The 18,203-nt window shown below is 61.0% G+C and carries 16 protein-coding genes; 5 read left to right on the forward strand and 11 right to left on the reverse strand.

Going from position 1 to position 18,203, the window contains the following annotated elements; genetic code table 11:
* Positions 1–7 precede the first annotated feature (7 nt).
* Both copD and copC read right to left on the reverse strand, forming a co-directional pair.
* Positions 8–865 (reverse strand): copper homeostasis membrane protein CopD, encoded by an 858-nt coding sequence (copD, locus tag ACIOVB_RS02070; protein ID WP_401264415.1) that lies wholly within the window; start codon positions 863–865, stop codon positions 8–10.
* A gap of 3 nt (positions 866–868) precedes the next feature.
* The gene (copC, locus tag ACIOVB_RS02075) at positions 869–1,234 is read right to left on the reverse strand and encodes a copper homeostasis periplasmic binding protein CopC (RefSeq protein ID WP_401264417.1); all 366 of its coding nucleotides are present in this window, start codon (positions 1,232–1,234) and stop codon (positions 869–871) included.
* Positions 1,235–1,374: 140 nt separating this feature from the next.
* On the opposite strand from copC, the gene ACIOVB_RS02080 reads away from it, so the two are divergent.
* The gene (locus ACIOVB_RS02080) at positions 1,375–1,995 is read left to right on the forward strand and encodes a TetR/AcrR family transcriptional regulator (RefSeq protein WP_095190174.1); all 621 of its coding nucleotides are present in this window, start codon (positions 1,375–1,377) and stop codon (positions 1,993–1,995) included.
* Positions 1,996–2,040: 45 nt separating this feature from the next.
* Here ACIOVB_RS02080 and preA read toward each other — a convergent pair whose 3' ends face one another.
* The 3 genes from preA to hydA form a co-directional block, all read right to left on the reverse strand.
* Entirely contained in the window at positions 2,041–3,315 is a 1,275-nt protein-coding gene (gene preA, locus ACIOVB_RS02085) for an NAD-dependent dihydropyrimidine dehydrogenase subunit PreA (RefSeq protein WP_187681190.1), read from the reverse strand.
* Complete coding sequence (locus ACIOVB_RS02090; RefSeq protein WP_401264419.1) at positions 3,316–4,683, reverse strand: NAD(P)-dependent oxidoreductase; 1,368 nt, start codon at positions 4,681–4,683, stop codon at positions 3,316–3,318. It abuts the gene before it with no gap.
* A 157-nt stretch (positions 4,684–4,840) separates the two neighbouring features.
* Entirely contained in the window at positions 4,841–6,280 is a 1,440-nt protein-coding gene (gene hydA, locus ACIOVB_RS02095) for a dihydropyrimidinase (protein ID WP_401264421.1), read from the reverse strand.
* Between the two features lie 624 nt (positions 6,281–6,904).
* Here hydA and ACIOVB_RS02100 point away from each other — a divergent pair.
* A complete protein-coding gene (locus tag ACIOVB_RS02100) occupies positions 6,905–8,392 on the forward strand; it encodes an NCS1 family nucleobase:cation symporter-1 (protein WP_401264423.1) in 1,488 nt (495 codons plus the stop codon).
* Between the two features lie 129 nt (positions 8,393–8,521).
* Positions 8,522–9,805, forward strand: a complete 1,284-nt coding sequence (locus ACIOVB_RS02105) for a Zn-dependent hydrolase (RefSeq protein WP_401264424.1) — start codon at positions 8,522–8,524, stop codon at positions 9,803–9,805.
* 86 nt (positions 9,806–9,891) lie between these two features.
* Here the strand turns inward: ACIOVB_RS02105 and ACIOVB_RS02110 are convergent, their stop codons facing one another.
* Both ACIOVB_RS02110 and ACIOVB_RS02115 read right to left on the reverse strand, forming a co-directional pair.
* Positions 9,892–10,758, reverse strand: a complete 867-nt coding sequence (locus ACIOVB_RS02110) for a CAP domain-containing protein (protein WP_401264427.1) — start codon at positions 10,756–10,758, stop codon at positions 9,892–9,894.
* 186 nt (positions 10,759–10,944) lie between these two features.
* Positions 10,945–11,715: an alpha/beta hydrolase gene (locus ACIOVB_RS02115; protein ID WP_401264428.1), complete on the reverse strand. Its 771-nt coding sequence runs from the start codon at positions 11,713–11,715 to the stop codon at positions 10,945–10,947.
* Between the two features lie 112 nt (positions 11,716–11,827).
* Here ACIOVB_RS02115 and ACIOVB_RS02120 point away from each other — a divergent pair, with 112 nt between their 5' ends.
* Positions 11,828–12,772, forward strand: a complete 945-nt coding sequence (locus ACIOVB_RS02120) for an aldo/keto reductase (protein ID WP_401264430.1) — start codon at positions 11,828–11,830, stop codon at positions 12,770–12,772.
* Between the two features lie 7 nt (positions 12,773–12,779).
* Here the strand turns inward: ACIOVB_RS02120 and ACIOVB_RS02125 are convergent, their stop codons facing one another.
* The gene (locus tag ACIOVB_RS02125) at positions 12,780–13,673 is read right to left on the reverse strand and encodes a LysR family transcriptional regulator (RefSeq protein ID WP_401264431.1); all 894 of its coding nucleotides are present in this window, start codon (positions 13,671–13,673) and stop codon (positions 12,780–12,782) included.
* 95 nt (positions 13,674–13,768) lie between these two features.
* On the opposite strand from ACIOVB_RS02125, the gene ACIOVB_RS02130 reads away from it, so the two are divergent.
* Complete coding sequence (locus tag ACIOVB_RS02130; protein WP_401264434.1) at positions 13,769–14,245, forward strand: cupin domain-containing protein; 477 nt, start codon at positions 13,769–13,771, stop codon at positions 14,243–14,245.
* Positions 14,246–14,335: 90 nt separating this feature from the next.
* On the opposite strand, the gene paoC is transcribed toward ACIOVB_RS02130, so the two are convergent.
* Genes paoC through paoA form a run of 3 tightly spaced genes read right to left on the reverse strand, consistent with a single transcriptional unit; the run spans position 14,336 to position 18,107 of the window.
* A complete protein-coding gene (gene paoC / locus ACIOVB_RS02135; protein ID WP_401264437.1) occupies positions 14,336–16,534 on the reverse strand; it encodes an aldehyde oxidoreductase molybdenum-binding subunit PaoC in 2,199 nt (732 codons plus the stop codon).
* Complete coding sequence (locus tag ACIOVB_RS02140) at positions 16,531–17,487, reverse strand: FAD binding domain-containing protein (RefSeq protein WP_401264438.1); 957 nt, start codon at positions 17,485–17,487, stop codon at positions 16,531–16,533. The genes paoC and ACIOVB_RS02140 overlap by 4 nt, the downstream gene beginning before the upstream one ends.
* The gene (paoA, locus tag ACIOVB_RS02145) at positions 17,484–18,107 is read right to left on the reverse strand and encodes an aldehyde dehydrogenase iron-sulfur subunit PaoA (RefSeq protein ID WP_401264441.1); all 624 of its coding nucleotides are present in this window, start codon (positions 18,105–18,107) and stop codon (positions 17,484–17,486) included. The genes ACIOVB_RS02140 and paoA overlap by 4 nt, the downstream gene beginning before the upstream one ends.
* Positions 18,108–18,203: the final 96 nt, after the last annotated feature.

An 18,203-nucleotide genomic window follows, 5' to 3' on the forward strand; every position in this document is an offset into this window, starting at 1 on the left:
TTGCTTTTCAGGCTGTGATCATCGGGGGCAGGGTGCCGAGCAGCGACACAGCCGCGACAGCACCAATCCCCAGCAACCACTCCAGCACCACACTGCGCCTGAGCGCGGCCATCCGCTGTTCGCAATCCTCAATCCGCAAGCGATTGAACAGCGCCAGCCCGAGCATCCCCAGCACGATCATCGCCTTGATCAACAGAATCAGCGCAAACCCCGTGAAGAGCGGTGTCGGCCACCACTGGCCGGTCAGCACGCGAACGTTGAGCAACCCGGTGATCAGCAGGCCTGCAACCAGCGCATATCCGATCCCGCTGAAGCGTCGCAGAATCTCGCGCATCGGTTCACTGGGCCGGCGCAAAATCATCATCAGCAGCAACAATCCGCCAAGCCACGCCGCCACGCAGGTCAGGTGGATGATCTGGTTGAGAATCAACAGTTGGCCGCTGAGACCATCAAGCATCGCGCCATGTCCGACCGGCGCCAGTGTCGCCAACAGCAGCGCGCTCAAGCCCAGGCGCAACGGCAGGTTCGAACGCCATGGCGTAAACAGCAACGCCAGCAACACTGCGTTGATCAACAGGTGCCAGCGCCAGACCTGACCAAAAAAGGTATTGCCCAACACCAGTGCAACCGTGTCCGGATCAAAAGCTGCCGCCGCCGAACCGGCCATGCTCGCGGTGATAAGCAACGCCCAGGCCATGCCACTGGCCAGCGCAACGGCAGCAAGCCAAGGTGCCAGCCGCGAAATACCAACGTCCAGCGCTGGCGCTCCACCCTTGAGCAGCAATGGCCTGAACAACCACACCCCGAACAGCATCAACACCACGGTGAAATGCAGGAACCGGCACAGCACCAGCGCTTCGCTCATGAATTACTGGCCAACCTTGAATTGGTAGGCGCCTTCGCTTTTATGTGTGTCGACCGACACGGCGTGCCATTCGACTTTGTATTCGCCGGCAGTCAGCGGTGCGGCGGGGGTGACGATCAGGGTTTTCTTGTCTTTGCCTTCGGTGGTCAGCGGTTTGACTGTGACTGGCGCGCCATCCTTGGTCAGGGTGACTTTGGTGAAGGTTGCTTCAACGCCTTCGGAGAAGGTCAGGCGCAGATCCGCCGGTGCCGTGACGGTACTGTCGGCCGCCGGGGTCTGGCTTTTCAGGTGGGCGTGGGCAAATGCCGAGGATGCGGCCAACAGCGAGGCGAGCAGGGCAGTGGTGGTCAGGACATTCTTGAACAGCATCGCGGGTACCTCTGAGGCAAAATCGAAGAAGCCGCCAGTTTAGCCATCCGTCCTTGCCGGTACGAAGTTTTGTTTTCAGCGGTCGCCCCGGTGGCAGAGCGGATGCTAGTCTTGCGCAACGTTGTTGTCAGGGAGCCCACATGGGCAATCACAAGATCGAGATTCGTCGCAGTAACGTCGAAAAAATCCTCCTCGCCGCGGAAAAGGTTTTCGCCGAAAAAGGCTTCGGCAGCACCGCCATGGCCGACATCGCCGCCGAAGTGCAACTGCCGCGCTCCAACCTGCATTACTACTTTTCCACCAAGAGCGAGCTGTACAGCGCGGTGCTGTTCGATCTGCTGGAAGTGTGGAAACAGGACGCGCTGTGCTTCGAGATGTTCGACGATCCGCGTGTGGTGCTGAGCAGCTACATCCGCGCCAAGATGAACCACTCGCGCAGCCGACCTTACGGCTCGAAAGTCTGGGCCAATGAAATCATTCATGGCGCGCCTACCCTGGGCGAGGCGCTGGATGTCAGCCTGTATGACTGGGCGAAGATGAAAGAAGCGAAGATCCGCCAGTGGGTCGAGGACAAGCGCATCCTGCCGGTGGAACCGTCGAGCCTGCTATACATGATCTGGGCCTCGACCCAGCACTACGCCGACTTCGATCATCAGGTGAATATCTTGAATGATCACCAGCCGCTGTCGGACATGCAGTTCGAGCGGGCGGTGCAGACGGTGACCAGTGTGATTTTGCGCGGGATCGGGTTGGAGCCCTGAGCCTTTCCCTTGAGGCATTCCCACGCAGAGCGTGGGAACGATCAGTCAGAGAGCTACATGGTAGGGATTCCTCGGATCATGATTCCAGTCCAGAAACGGCTTGCCCGTCTCCATCGGCACCATCTCGATGCAATCAGCCACCGGACAGGTGATCTGACACAAATTGCAGCCCACACACTCGTCATCGATCACTTCGTATTTATGCGTCCCGTCTGCTTGCTTCAGGCTACTGATCGCCTGATGTGAAGTGTCTTCGCAGGCAATGTGGCAACGCCCGCAACCGATGCACGCCTCCTGATCAATCTTCGCGATCACCTGATAGTTGATATCCAGATACTTCCAGTCCGTGGTGTTGCCCACGGCGCGTCCGGAAAACTCGGCAATGTTGGCGTAGCCCTGACTGTCCATCCAGCGTGACAGGCCATCCTTCATCTCCTCGACAATACGGAAGCCATGCAGCATCGCCGCCGTGCACACCTGCACCGCGCCGCTGCCCAGTGCCATGAATTCCGCCGCATCGCGCCAACTGCCGATGCCGCCGATCCCGCAGATCGGTAAACCTTGGGTCTGCGGATCACGAGCGATTTCCGCGACCATATTCAGCGCAATCGGTTTGACCGCTGAACCGCAGTAACCGCCGTGGGTGCTTTTGCTGCCGACGGTGGGCAGGGCGACCATGTGTTCCAGGTCGACGCTGGTGATCGAGTTGATGGTGTTGATCAGCGACACCGCATCGGCGCCACCCCGATGCGCGGCGCGGGCGGCGACGCGGATGTCGGTGATGTTCGGCGTCAGTTTGACGATCACTGGCAGCGAGCAGTAGGTCTTGCACCAGCGCGTCACTTGCTCGACGTACTCCGGCACCTGACCGACCGCCGCGCCCATGCCGCGTTCAGGCATGCCGTGGGGGCAGCCGAAATTCAGTTCGATGCCATCGGCACCGGTGGCTTCCACCAGCGGCAGGATGTGTTTCCACGACTCTTCGACGCACGGCACCATCAGTGAAACGATGAGGGCGCGATCCGGCCAGTCCTTTTTCACCTGGGTGATTTCACGCAGGTTGATCTCCAGCGAGCGGTCGGTGATCAGCTCGATGTTGTTGATGCCCAGCACTTCTCGGTTGTTACCGTAGTGCGCCGAGTAGCGCGAAGAGACGTTGACCGCCGCCGGGTCTTCACCCAGGGTTTTCCAGACCACGCCACCCCAGCCGGCCTCGAAGGCACGAACCACGTTGTAGGCTTTGTCGGTCGGCGGCGCGGAGGCCAGCCAGAACGGATTGGGCGCTTTGATGCCGGCGAAGACTATCGAGAGATCGGCCATTTACGCAGCCTCCACGTTGAGCATCAGTTGAGCGTTGATGGCCTCGGCGGCCAGTTTGCCGTGCTGCACCGCTTGCACGGTGAGGTCCTGATCGAGGCTGGTGCAATCACCGCCGGCGTACACACCGGGGATGCTCGTGCGCAGATTTTCGTCGACCTGAATCCGCTCGCCCTGACGCTTGAGTTCACGCGCCAACGGGTCGGCCAGAGCGCTGCCGTCGAAGGCCTGGCCAATGGCTTTGAAGATCGCATCAGCAGCCAGCTCGAAGGTTTCCCCGGTGGTTTGCAGGCGACCGTCGACCAGATCGGTACGGGCGAAACGCATGCCGCGCACCTTGCCCTGTTCGTCGAGCAAAACCTCCTCCGGTTGTGCCCAGGTCAATAGACGTACCTGATTGGCCTTGGCGATGTCTTGTTCGTGGCCGGTAGCGCCCATGTCCGCGGCGCCGCGGCGATACACCAGATTGACATCGCGGGCCCCCAGGCGCGCCATTTGCACGGCCATGTCGATCGCGGTGTTGCCGGCGCCGAGGACGATGCAGCGCTCGGCCAGTGGCAGTTGCGTCAGGTCATCGGCCTGGCGCAGTTCGCGGATGTAGTCAGTGGCGGCGAGCAGGCCGGGAGCGTCTTCGTGAGCCAGACCAAGTTGCTTGCTGGCGTTGAGACCGAGGCCGAGGAACACGGCGTCGAACTGCTGATGCAATTCGCTGAGGGTCAGGTTGTCGCCGAGTTTGTGTCCGTGACGGATTTCGATACCGCCGATTTGCAGGAGAAAATCCAGTTCCTTTTGCGCATAGTCATCGACCAGTTTGTACTTGGCGATCCCGTATTCATTCAGGCCGCCAGCCTTCTCCCGTGCTTCGAAAATCACCACGTCATGCCCGTGCATGGCGCTGCGGTGCGCGCAGGACAAACCCGCCGGCCCGGCGCCGACCACGGCGATGCGTTTGCCAGTGTTAGCGGCGCGCTGGAATGGGTGTTCAGTGAAATTCGCGTTGTCCACGGCGTAGCGCTGCAACAGGCCGATCAGCACTGGCGCGCATTCCTGGGCGTTGTTGCGCACGCAGGCTTGCTGGCAAAGGATTTCAGTGGGACAGACTCGCGCGCAACTGCCGCCAAGGATGTTCGCCGAAAGGATTTTCTGCGCAGCACCGGGCACGTTGTCCTGATGGATATTGCGGATGAACGAAGGGATGTCGATCTCGCTCGGGCACGCATTGACGCACGGCGCGTCGTAGCAATACAGGCAGCGCGAGGCTTCCAGATGCGCCTGCCGAGCGTTGAGCGGCGGTGCCAGATCGGTGAAATGGCCGGCGAGGGCGGCCGCGCTTTCGTGCGGATGCGGGAGATGGTTCAGGGTCTCGATCACGGTTTTTTGCCTCACGGTTATTGAGGTGCTCTGCCTCTGATGGGCAGTGGTTTTTGTGTCGTTAGGGAGGGCCTCTTCGCGAGCAGGCTCGCTCCCACAGGGGAATGCATTTCAAATGTGGGAGCGAGCCTGCTCGCGAAGGCCGAAGGCCGGGATTTCAGCGTTTCACAGCAGTAGGCTTGTGCAATTCAGCCCGCTTGCTCAGCAAATCAAACACCGCCGGATACGCCGGCCGTTCGATGTAGCGTCCGGCCCCGCGCTCGGCACGCAGGTCGCCATCGGCCCAGACCACTCGGCCCTGGCTGACGGTGTGGCTCGGCACGCCGCGCACGGTCTTGCCTTCGAAGATGTTGAAGTCCACCTGCTGATGGTGGGTCTTGGCGGAAATCGTGCGGGTGCCTTGCGGGTCCCACAGCACCAGATCGGCATCGGCGCCGACCCGGATCGCACCTTTGCGCGGATAGAGGTTGAAGATCTTCGCGGTGTTGGTGGAGGTGAGGGCGACGAAGTCCTGCATCGAAAAGCGACCGCTGTTGACGCCTTCATCCCACAGCACCGCCATGCGGTCTTCGATGCCGGCGGTGCCGTTGGGAATCTTGCTGAAGTCGTCGCGCCCGGCGGCTTTTTGTTCGGCGCAGAAGCAGCAGTGATCGGTCGCGGTGGTGTGCAGATTGCCGTTTTGCAAACCGTGCCAGAGCGCTTCCTGATGCCCGCGCGGGCGGAACGGCGGGCTCATCACGTAACCGGCGGCGGTCTGCCAGTCCGGGTGTTGGTAGACGCTGTCATCGAGCAGCAGATGCCCGGCCAGAACTTCGCCGTAAACCGGTTGACCCTTGCTGCGCGCGTAGGTGATTTCGTCGAGGGCTTCCTTGGTCGAGACGTGTACCAGGTACAGCGGCGTGCCAATGGTTTCGGCGATACGAATGGCCCGGCTCGCCGCTTCACCTTCAACCTGCGAAGGACGCGACAGCGGATGCGCTTCCGGCCCGGTGATGCCCTGGGCCATCAATTTGCGTTGCAGGTGATAAACCAGCTCGCCGTTTTCCGCATGCACCGTTGGTACGGCACCGAGTTCCAGACAACGCTCGAAGCTCGCTACCAGCGTGTCATCGGCGGCCATGATCGCATTTTTGTAGGCCATGAAATGCTTGAAGCTGTTGATGCCGTGATGGCTGACCAGTTCGGCCATTTCCTCGCGCACCTGTTCGCTCCACCAGGTGATCGCGACGTGAAAGCCATAGTCCGAGGCGGATTTCTCCGCCCAGCCACGCCACTGATGAAACGCTTCCATCAACGACTGCTGCGGATTGGGAATCACGAAGTCGATGATCGACGTGGTGCCACCGGCCAGACCCGCAGCGGTGCCGCTGAAGAAGTCTTCGCTGGCCACGGTGCCCATGAACGGGAGTTGCATGTGAGTGTGTGGATCGATGCCGCCAGGCATCAGGTATTGACCGCTGCCGTCGAGCACTTCGGCACCGGCGGGAATATCGAGGTTTTCACCAATGGCTTTGATCACGCCGTCAGCGCAATAGACGTCGGCGCGATAACTTTCATCATGGGTAATAACGGTGGCGCCACGGATCAACAGAGACATTCCGAGTTCCTCGCAGGCATGACCGACTGGTGTCGGTTCTAAATGTTTTATTGATGTACGGCGGTGAAGGGCGTATTCCTGTCATCGCTGTCAGGAATAGAAGCTAGTCGCAGTTTTGCAATAGATCAAGATTATTTTTTATAAGCTTATTACTATTTTAAGTTCTTGAAAAACAACGATAAAAATAGAAAATCACCAAAATGGTGAGGCTGCTCACCATTTTGACGCACTTGACAGGATGGAAATATGAGCAAGATTTCCTATGTGAAATCAGCCGCTTGAAGTTGAGCTGCGGTCGATCGCCAAGGAAGAAAAAAAGTGCAGTGCACCAGTTTGAGTCCTGACAGTTCGGACAACTTGCCCGGCGTTAAGCCTGAGCGTTCAGACAAGTTTTCGAAGACTCACCCGGTCAATAATTAAAATTGATAAATATCAGAAAGTTGCAAAGCGTTTAATGCACGGCCCAAGCGTTCAGAGCGGCACCCGGCACGTTTATTGATGCCGCCGCTGACACCATGGCCGGGGCATGAAAGTTGTCAGTTCCTCCGGCCATCGTCCGGCTCGCACCGTCATGTGCAGCCGCCTGATGAGCAAAAAAATAATCAGAAGAACAGTGGAGCGGCCATGCAACAGATCAGATCGCAAGTGACCGAGCGCGACGGCTTGTTTGAGCTTGAAGCCGGCAGCGACGTCCTCGACAGTCCCCGTTACAACCACGACATGGCACCGACCAAGGTGCGCGAACGAACCTGGAACAAATGGCACATCACCGCGCTGTGGGTCGGCATGTCGATCTGCGTGCCGACCTACACCCTCGGCGGCGTGCTGACAGCCTACTTCGGCCTGACCGTCGGCGAGGCGCTGCTGGCGATTCTGTTTGCCAACCTCATTGTGCTCATCCCCCTGACGCTCAACGCCTTTCCCGGCACCAAATACGGCATTCCGTTCCCGGTTCTGCTGCGCTCATCGTTCGGCATTCTCGGTTCCAACGTGCCGTGCCTGATTCGCGCGCTGGTGGCGTGTGGCTGGTTCGGCATTCAGACCATGTTTGGCGGGCTGGCGATTCACCTGTTTCTCGGCTCGGTGTTCGAGGGCTGGAAATCCCTTGGCGGGACCGGGGAGGTGATCGGCTTCATGATTTTCTGGGCGCTGAACCTGTGGGTGGTGATTCGCGGCGCCGAGTCGATCAAGTGGCTCGAAACCCTGTCGGCGCCATTGCTGGTGGCGGTCGGCATCGGGTTGCTGGTGTGGGCGATGCCCAATGTGTCGATGACCGAATTGCTGGCGATCCCGCCGAAACGTCCTGAAGGTGCCAGCGTGGTCAGTTACTTCGCTGCCGGGCTGACGGCGATGGTCGGCTTCTGGGCCACGCTGTCGCTGAACATTCCCGACTTCAGTCGCTACGCCAAAAGCCAGAAGGATCAAATCCTCGGGCAGATCTTCGGCCTGCCGCTGACCATGTTCCTGTTCGCCTCCCTCGGCGTGATCATGACCGCAGCGTCAGTGAAACTGGTGGGCGTAACCGTCTCTGATCCGGTCAGCCTGATCGGCCACATTCAGAGCCCGGTGTGGGTCGCGGTGGCCATGGCGCTGATCATCATCGCCACGCTGTCGACCAACACCGCCGCCAACATTGTCTCGCCGACCAACGACTTCCAGAACATCGCGCCCAAGGTCATCAACCGCACCAAAGCCGTGCTGCTGACCGGAGTTGTCGGGTTGGTGTTGATGGGGCATGAGCTACTGAAAAAGCTCGGGCTGATCGTCTCCGATGTGAGTCTGGAAACCGTGTATTCGAATTGGCTGCTGGGCTATTCGAGTCTGCTCGGGCCGATTGCCGGGATCATGGTGGTCGACTATTTCCTGATCAAGAAACAGCAACTGGATCTGGCCGGGTTGTACCGCGACGACGTGTATCCGGCGTGGAACTGGGCCGGTTTTCTCGCGTTCGGCGTGCCGGTGGTGTTGACCTTGCTGTCGCTTGGAAGCGATGCGTTCAGTTGGTTCTACAGCTACGGCTGGTTTACCGGCTCGGCGCTGGGCGGAATTATTTATTACGGGTTATGCGTGATGCGCGGTAATCCGGCGATGGCTAAAGCGCCTTCGCAATGATCGCTCCCATGCTCTGCGTGGGAATGCAGCCCGGGACGCACTGCGTCCCAACAGCGGACGCAGTGCGTCCATGGATGAGTTCCCACGCAGAGCGTGGGAACGATCGGCATCAACACTGAGGAGACCCCCATGAACGCAGCCGTAGACGTTCTGCAATCGACCCATCAGCACATCAACCGCGACCGCCTCTGGGCGTCGCTGATGGAACTGGCCAAACTCGGCGCTACGGTCAAGGGCGGGGTCTGTCGCCTGGCCCTGACCGACCTCGACCGCCAGGCCCGCGACCTGTTCGTGCAATGGTGCAAGGACGCCGGATGCAGCGTCACGATCGACGAAGTCGGCAACATCTTCGCCCGCCGGCCTGGGCGTAATCCGAACCTGCCGCCGGTGATGACCGGCAGCCACATCGACACCCAACCCACCGGCGGCAAATTCGACGGTTGCTTCGGCGTACTGGCCGGCGTCGAAGTGCTGCGTACCCTCAACGACCTCGGCGTGGAAACCGAAGCGCCGCTGGAAGTGGTGGTGTGGACCAACGAAGAAGGCTCGCGCTTCGCCCCGTGCATGATGGGCTCTGGTGTGTTCGCGGAAAAATTCACCCTCGAAGAAACCCTCGCCAAAGTCGATGCCGATGGCGTCACCGTTGGCGAAGCGCTCAATGCCATCGGCTATGCCGGCCCGCGCAAGGTTAGCGGGCACAAGGTCGGCGCTTATTTCGAGGCGCACATCGAGCAAGGCCCGATCCTCGAAGACGAACAGAAAACCATCGGCGTGGTGCTCGGCGCACTGGGGCAGAAGTGGTTCGACCTCAAGCTGCGCGGCGTCGAAGCCCATGCTGGCCCAACCCCGATGCACTTGCGCAAAGATGCCCTGGTCGGCGCCTCAGTCATCGTCGGTGCGGTCAACCGCGCCGCCCTCGGCCATCAGCCCCATGCCTGTGGCACGGTCGGTTGCCTGCAAGCCTATCCCGGCTCGCGCAACGTCATCCCCGGCGAGGTGCGCATGACCCTCGACTTCCGGCATCTGGAACCGGCACGCCTGGACTCGATGATCGCCGAAGTGAAACAGGTCATCGACGCGACTTGCGAAGAGCATGGCCTGACCTATGAACTGACGCCGACGGCCGACTTCCCACCGCTGTACTTCGAAAAGGGCTGCGTAGATGCTGTGCGTGGCGCCGCCAAAGGCCTGGGCCTGTCGCACATGGACATCGTCAGCGGCGCCGGCCACGACGCAATCTTCCTCGCCGAACTCGGCCCGGCCGGGATGATCTTCGTGCCGTGCGAGGGCGGCATCAGCCACAACGAAATCGAAAACGCCGCGCCGGATGATTTGGCAGCGGGGTGTGCGGTGTTGTTGCGCGCGATGCTGGCGGCTTCGGCGTCTGTGGCGGGAGGGCAACGCGCGGCCTGATTTCTTTCATGAAGAGGTGCGACGTTGCCGTCCCTGCAAGGCAATTCAGGCGTGTGCAACGTCGTTCATCAACGTGATGACTTCGATCAAGGCGCACCAAACAGCATCGTCCAGTAAACCCCTTCATCACTACGCGCTTCACTGGCGAAGCCGGCGCCGACTTGGGTAAAAATCGGGCTCATCAGGTTGGCGCAATGGCCAGGGCTGGCCAGCCATCCGGCCATGGCTTTGCCCGGTGAACTCTGTCCGGCTGCGATGTTTTCGCCAATTTGTCGACCTCGATAGCCGGCGGCGCGGGCGCGATCGGCAGGCAGGTCACCGTCCGGATCGCGATGGGCGAAATAGTTGCCGTAGGCCATGGCCTTGCTGTGCCCCTGGGCAGCGGCGCCGAGGGCGGCATTCCAGCTCAAGGGCCGGGCAGCGGCGAAGCGCTGGCGTCCACACATTCTTGGGCGGGCGCGGGCGGCATTGACTTCGGCCAGCAGGGCTTTGCCGACGCTGCGGTTATCACCGACACGGCTGTCGAGCACCGGTCGCGCCAACACTACTTGCCATTCGCTGCGCGCACGGCTGATGCCGATGTCGGCGTATTGAGTGTCCAGCAACGCGCCGCAGTAGTCGCTTTGCAGCATGTCGAATGCTTCTTCGGCGTCCTGCGCCCCGACAATGCGAATGCTGCGCACCGCTACGGCCGAGTATCCGGAAGACTTCAACGCTTCACGCAAACCGCCGCCATATCGGTAGCCGACCGGCAAGGCCAGGTTCGACTTCAACGCCAACGGTGCCAGTCGTTGCGCGGGACGCCGATCGCAGCGTTGCGGGTGGGCACGGTAGTCGTTGATGGCCGCCACCAGTTGGCGCTCGGCGCCGGCATGGGCAGTTTCGGCGAGCAGGGGCGAAAGGATCAGCAGGCACAGCGAAACGAAGCGAGACGAACGAACGGCGTGGCGCATGGGACGGGCAGCTCTGGAGAGGGACGGTGCTTGAGTGGGTTGGTCGCAGAACGCGGCGCGAATAGGACTGGGGTTTTTTGACTTGGTTCAAGAGGCGGACGATTGCTTTGGATTGGATTTGATGTTGCCTGTACTGGCCTCATCGCTGGCTTGCCAGCGATGAGGGCCGTTCTGCCCACTCAAGGCTCACCGATTCAACACATCCCCCATCCACTGCAAATACTCCGCCCGCTCGGAAATCGAGTTATGACCCGAATCCGGCACCACCTTGAGCACGGCCACCCCCTTGGGAAAATTGCCCAGCAACTGCTCGGTACTGGCCCGGGGAATCACCTCGTCATCACTGGCCGCCAGCAGCAACGTCGGCACGCGGATATGCGCGGCGTACTTGCCCGACTCGAAGCGATCCTTGAGCAACCACTTCACCGGCACCCATGGATATTGCCGCGCGGCGATTTCTTCGAGGTTGTTGTAGGGCGTTACCAGAATCAACTGCTGCACCGGTCGTTGACTGGCCAGACGCACCGCGACGCCCGATCCCAGACTGCGCCCGACCACGGCAATCTGCGGATGACTGGCAGATACCTGATCGAACAGCGCCAGCGCATCCTCGGCAATGGCTTCCTCGGAGGGCGAACCGCCGCTGCCGGCAAACCCCCGGTAGTTCAGCAGGTACAGCGCGTAATCAGGAAACGCTTGGGCAAACTCCGGCAGGTTGCGCGACACGTCCTCGGCGTTGCCGCCGAAATAGATCAGCGCCCGCGGCCCGTCGCGCTCGCGGGTGTTGACCCAGATATCGGCATCCGGCATCGACAGTTTCAGCCGTGAGTCGGTGGCACTGACCGCACTGGGCTGCGGAAACCAGATCAACGAGCGCTGAAAAAAGAACAGTGCCGCGCACAGCGCCAGGTAAACGGCGACGATCAATGCGACGAGTGACATCAGGGTTCGGGACATTCGGCTACTTTTAACAGGGTGTGCGGGTTCGTTGTCGCAGTGTAGTCCAGCGCTTCACGCGGCCAGCGTTCGAACACAACGTGCAACAGATCCACGGAGCAGGGGAACCAGCATGAGCCACACTGAGGGTTACTCCCGTCGCCGATTGCTCACGCTGGCTGCCGGGGTGTCGGCGGTCTTCACCTTTGATCGGGCGCTGGCCACTGCCACATCGTCCGCCGCTACCGGAGGCCAAGCCATGCAGACTCGTGTCATCCCATCAAGCGCCGAGCCACTGCCCATGGTGGGGCTGGGCACGTATCGCGGCTTTGACGTCGCCCCTGGCGATCCGGCTTACAAGCAACTGCCAGCGGTGCTCGACGAACTGTTCGCCAAGGGTGGCACTGTGGTCGACAGCTCGCCGATGTATGGCCGCGCCGAAGAAACCACCGGTGAACTGCTGTCGATCCACGAACCGCGCTCACCGGCGTTTCTGGCTACCAAGGTATGGACGCGCGGACGTAAGGAGGGCATCGCGCAGATGGAGCAGTCATTCAGCCTGCTGCGCGCCGAGCGCATCGACCTGATGCAGATCCACAACCTGCTCGACTGGCAAACCCACTTGCCGACGCTGCGGGAATGGAAGGAGCAAGGGCGCATTCGCTACATCGGCATCACCCATTACACGCCCTCGGCGTACGAAGAGGTTGAAGCGGTGCTGAAGACTGAACAACTGGATTTCCTGCAGATCAACTACGCCCTTGATGACCGTGGCGTGGAAAAACGCATTCTGCCGCTATGCCGTGAGCGCGGTGTGGCGGTGATCTGTAACCGGCCATTCGGCGGCGGTGGCTTGCTCGCCCGGCTCAAAGGCAAACCGCTGCCGGCGTGGGTGTCGGACGTGCAGGTCAACAGTTGGCCGCAACTGGCGCTGAAGTTTCTGCTGGCGAACCCGGCCGTTACTTGTGTGATTCCAGGTACCGGTAATCCACGGTATATGGCCGATAACGTCAAGGCAGGGTTCGGGCCGATGTTGACGGATGCGCAGCGTCATCAGTTGATTGCGTTAGTGGGCTAGGCCGATTTCAACCGCGATAACGCAACGCCTCCAGCAACAGCGCAAATGCCGGCGCCGCCTGGCATCGGCTCGGGTAGTAGAGGTGATAACCGGCAAATGTCGGGCACCAGTCTTCCATCACCTGCACCAGCCGACCCTCCGCCAGATACGGCGCGACGATGTTTTCCGGGATATAGCTCAGGCCGAAGCCGTCCAGTGCGGCGTCGAGCAATGGGTAGACTCCGTTCAGGGTGATCTGGCCGGAAACCCGCACCTTGAGGCTTTCACCATCCTTTTCAAATTCCCAGGTGTACAGCCCGCCGTTGGTGGGCAGGCGCAGATTGTTGCAGGCGTGTTCGGTCAGATCGCGGGGAGTTTGTGGGGCCGGATGCCTGGCGAAGTAGGCGGGCGAACCGACCACGGCCATGCGCATGTCCGGGCCGATGCGGGTGGCGATCATGCCTTGGGCAACGTCTTCGCCCAGACGTATACCGGCATCGAAGCCTTGGCCTGCGATGTCGACGAAACCGTAATCGCAACAGACTTCGACGGCGATGTCCGGGTACTTCGGTAAAAACTCCTTGAGCACCGGGCGCAGCAGCCAGTCCAGCGAATGGTCAGTCGCGCTGATGCGGATCTTGCCCGCCGGGGTTTCGCGCAAATTGCTCAGGGCCGCCAGCTCCTGCTCGATCTCTTCGAAGCGTGGGCCGACGGTTTGCAGCAGGTGCTCACCGGCCTCGGTGGGGGAAACGCTACGGGTGGTGCGGGTCAGCAGGCGCAGGCCGAGGCGTGCTTCGAGGGCGCGGATGGTATGGCTGAGCGCCGATTGCGAGACGCCGAGTTTGGCGGCGGCTTTGGTAAAGCTGCGCTCACGCGCCACGGCGAGGAAGGCGAGCAGGTCACTGGCGTTTTCCCGAAGCATTAATGAGTTTCCTGCATAAGTTTTTTCGAATTCTAGTCGATTATCTGAAGAGTCATGGTCGGTAAAGTTCAGGCATCACTTTTGGAGATATCGCCATGAACCCGATTGCTGCTTCTGCGCTGACCCTTTCCTTGCTGGCTGGCGATGTTCAGGCCAATGAAGCGCCGCGAGTGACCGTCACGCCCAATGGATCACAACCTTCGGCCCGCGGCCCGGCGGATTGGTTCACCGGAATTGTGCGGGTCGACGCGCCGTTCAAAGGTTCGGATCAGGCGCGGGTCAGTGGCGCCACGGTGACGTTCGAACCGGGTGCGCGCACAGCGTGGCACACCCATCCGTTGGGGCAGACGTTGATCGTCACCGCAGGTGCCGGTTATGTGCAGGAGTGGGGGCAGCCGGTTCGCGAAATTCGTCCAGGGGATACGGTGTGGATTGCGCCTGATGTGAAGCATTGGCATGGCGCGGCGCCGAGCACGGCAATGACGCATATCGCGATTGCTGAAGTGCTGGATGGCAAGGTGGTGGAGTGGATGGAGCAAGTCAGCGAGGCGCAGTATCCCCGCGCTGAATAACCCCTTTTTAGGAGCTGCCGAAGGCCGCGATCTTTTGCTTTTTAAAGATCAAAAGATCGCAGCCTTCGGCAGCTCCTACAGGGTGAGATGTCAGATCATCTCCGGCAACGACGAAAGAATCTTGTCCAGCGTAATCGGATATTCCCGCACCCTGGCCCCGGTGGCGTTGTAGATCGCATTCGCCACCGCCGCACTCACACCGCAAATCCCCAACTCACCGACACCCTTGGCCTTCATCGGCGAAGAAATCGGATCCGTCTCATCGAGGAAAATTACCTCCTGATGCGGAATATCGGCGTGCACCGGCACCTCATATCCGGCCAGATCGTGATTGACAAAAAAGCCCAGCTTTTTATCTACCGCCAATTCCTCCATCAGCGCCGCACCGACGCCCATGGTCATCGCACCGATGACTTGGCTGCGCGCCGCTTTCGGATTGAGAATCCGCCCGGCCGCGCACACCGCAAGCATCCGCCGAACGCGCACTTCACCGGTCGCAGCGTCCACTGCGACTTCAACGAAATGCGCGCCAAACGTCGACTGCTGATACTGCTTGGCAAGGTCAGCGAATTCGATGCTGTCCTCCGCTTGCACCACGCCATTTTCTGCGGCGTGACGCAACGGCACACTTTTGCTGCCGAGCCGTACCTGACCCTCGACAAACTCGGCCTCACCGGCCGCCATGCCTAATTTGCCGGCCACCGCCTCACGCAGTTTCACACACGCGGCATACACCCCGGCCGTCGAGCAGTTGGCGCCGAATTGCCCACCAGAGCCGGCCGATACCGGGAAGTTCGAATCGCCCAGCCGCACCACGACGTCGTCGATACCAACGCCCATCATCTCGGCCGCCGTTTGCGCGATGATCGTGTAGCTGCCGGTGCCGATGTCGGTCATGTCGGTTTCAACGGTGATCTTGCCGTCGCGTTCCAGTCGTACCCGCGCGCCGGATTTCAACAGCAGGTTGTTGCGGATCGCCGCGCCGACGCCCATGCCGATCAGCCAGCGACCTTCGCGACGTGAACCGGGTTTTGCGTTGCGTTTATCCCAGCCGAACTTCTCGGCACCGGTTTGCAGGCATTCGATCAGTTGTCGCTGGGAGAACGGCCGCTCGGTTTTCACCGGGTCGACCTGAGTGTCGTTGAGGATGCGGAACTGCACCGGGTCGAGTTTGAGTTGTTCGGCCATTTCGTCCATGGCGATTTCCAGCGCCATCAGGCCCGGGGTTTCGCCCGGTGCGCGCATGGCGTTGCCTTCGGGCAGATCCAGCGGCGCCAGGCGCATGGTCACCAGGCGGTTTTCGCCGGCGTAGAGCAACTGGCTTGGTTGCGCCGCGACTTCAACCTTGCCGTCTTGCAGATTGCCCGACCATCCTTCGTGGGCGATGGCCGTGAGTTTGCCGTCCGCCGTGGCGCCCATGCGGATGCGCTGGATGGTCGCCGGGCGATGGGTGGTGTTGTTGGCGATTTGCGGCCGCGCGAGGGCGACTTTCACTGGTCGGTTGGCCATGCGCGCACCGAGGGCAGCGAGGATCGCGTCGGCGCGGATGAACAGTTTGCCGCCGAAACCGCCGCCAATGTACGGCGAAATCAAGCGGACTTTTTCCTTGGGCAGGCCGAGGGTTTCGGCGATGTCGCCGACGCTCCAGGCGATCATCTGGTTGGACGTCCACAGGGTCAGTTGATCGCCTTTCCACGCGGCCAGTGTCGCGTGCGGTTCCATCATCGCGTGGGACTGATCGGGGGTGGTGTAGGTCTGGTCGAACTGCACCGGGGCGGCAGCGAACGCCGTGGCAAAATCCCCGTGTTTGACGTCTGGCAGTTCTTCTTTCTGTTCGACACCCTGATCGCGAACGCTGGCCAGATCGAACTCGCCCTTGGCCGTGACGTAATCGACTTTGACCAGTTGCGCTGCGGCGCGGGCCTGTTCAAAAGTCTCGGCAACGACCAGCGCAACGGCTTGGTGATAGTGCTGAATTTCCGGCCCGGCCAGCAGATGCGCCGAGTTGTATTGGCCCTTGCCGAGCTTGCCGGCATTGGCGGCGGTGACGATGGCCAGAACCCCTGGTGCGGCTTTCGCCTCGTCGAGATCAATGTTGTTGATGCGGCCCTTGGCGATGGCCGAACCGACCATGAAACCGTAAGCCTGATTGGCCACCGCCTCATGCTGCTCGTAAGCGTACGGCGCCTGGCCGCAGGTTTTCAGTTTGCCTTCGATGCGGTCGGTGGGTTTGCCGATGACCTTCAATTGGTCGATCGGGTTGGTGGTGGCGGGCGTGTCGAATTTCATGCTTCGTCCCTCGCTTGGGCCAGCACCGAGCCGAGTGTGCGCTCGACCAGGGTCAGTTTGAATTGGTTGTCGTGGGTCGGCGTGGCGCCGTCGAGCAGGCGTTCGCTCACGACTTTGGCGCCCTTGGGCAGCAACGCCTCGGCGGCTTCCACCCGCCATGGTTTCGGCGCGACGCCACCGACGGAGATGCGGCCGCTGCCGTCCTTTTGCAGGATCAAACCGACGGAAACCAGGGCAAACGCGTAAGACGAACGATCGCGCACCTTGTGATAAACGTGGGTGCCGCCCACGGGCGCCGGCAGCGTCACGGCAGTGATGAACTCGCCGGGCGTAAGGCTGGTTTCAATATTGGGCGTGTTGCCCGGCAACTGATGGAAATCGACCATGGCGATGCTGCGAGTGCTGCCATCGGGTCTGACCGTTTCAATCTGCGCATCGAGAGCGCGCATCGCAATCGCCATGTCGCTCGGGTGGGTGGCGATGCAGGCATCGCTGACGCCGATGATCCCCAGTTGTCGACTGACCCCGCCAATCGCCGAGCAGCCACTGCCGGGATTGCGTTTGTTGCAGGCTTGATTCGTGTCGTAGAAGTACGGACAGCGCGTGCGTTGCAGCAGGTTGCCGGCCGTGGTCGCCATGTTGCGCAACTGCCCGGAAGCACCGGCAAGCAAGGCGCGGGAGAGCAGGGCGTAGTCTTTTCGCACGCGCGCGTCGGCGGCCAGATCGGTATTGCGCACCATGGCGCCGATACGCAAACCGCCCTCGGGCGTGGCTTCGATCTGGTCCAGTCCCAGGTGATTGATATCGATCAGGTGCAGCGGGGTTTCGATGTCGAGTTTCATCAAGTCCAGCAAGTTGGTGCCGCCGGCGATGAACTTTGCGCCTTCCACTTGCGCAGCTTGTGCTGCGGCTGCGGCGGGGGAGTCGGCGCGGCTGTAATTGAACGCTCTCATGCCGGCACCTCCGCGACTTCGGTGATGGCTTCGATGATGTTCGAGTAGGCGCCGCAACGGCAGATATTGCCGCTCATGCGTTCCTGGAATTCGCTGGCGATCAGTTGCGGCGGCTCGGTCAGGCTGGCGCTGGCGTGGCTGGGAATGCCATCGCGGATTTCCTGAATGACCGCCACCGCCGAACAGATCTGTCCCGGCGTGCAGTAACCGCACTGATAACCGTCGTGCTTGATGAACGCGGCTTGCATCGGGTGCAGGTTGTCCGGCATGCCGAGGCCTTCGATGGTGGTGATCTCGCTGCCTTCGTGCATCACCGCCAGGGTCAGGCAGGAATTGATCCGCCGGCCATCGGCGATCACGGTACAGGCGCCGCACTGGCCGTGGTCGCAGCCTTTTTTGCTGCCGGTCAGGTGCAGGTGTTCGCGCAGGGCGTCGAGCAGTGTGGTGCGGTTGTCGACTTCAAGGGCCTGAGGCTTGCCATTGACTTGAATGGTCACTTTGCTCATGGCCGGTTGCTCCAGATTGGCCGCGTAGGCCTTGAGGCTGATAAAGGGGGGCATCGCGAACGCCGTCGCGGTCACGGCGCCGAGGATCAGAAATTTACGTCGGGAAATCGGCATGGTTCGATTCCTTTTTCTCTCAATCAGGCGGCAGGGTTGCGAATGGCCCATAAGGGCGCGCCGGCATGCTTGCCAGTCTCGTTCTAGGAGTGACCG

Origin of the sequence: Pseudomonas sp. NPDC087639 (genome assembly GCF_044743385.1) — a bacterium.
Taxonomy (GTDB): domain Bacteria; phylum Pseudomonadota; class Gammaproteobacteria; order Pseudomonadales; family Pseudomonadaceae; genus Aquipseudomonas.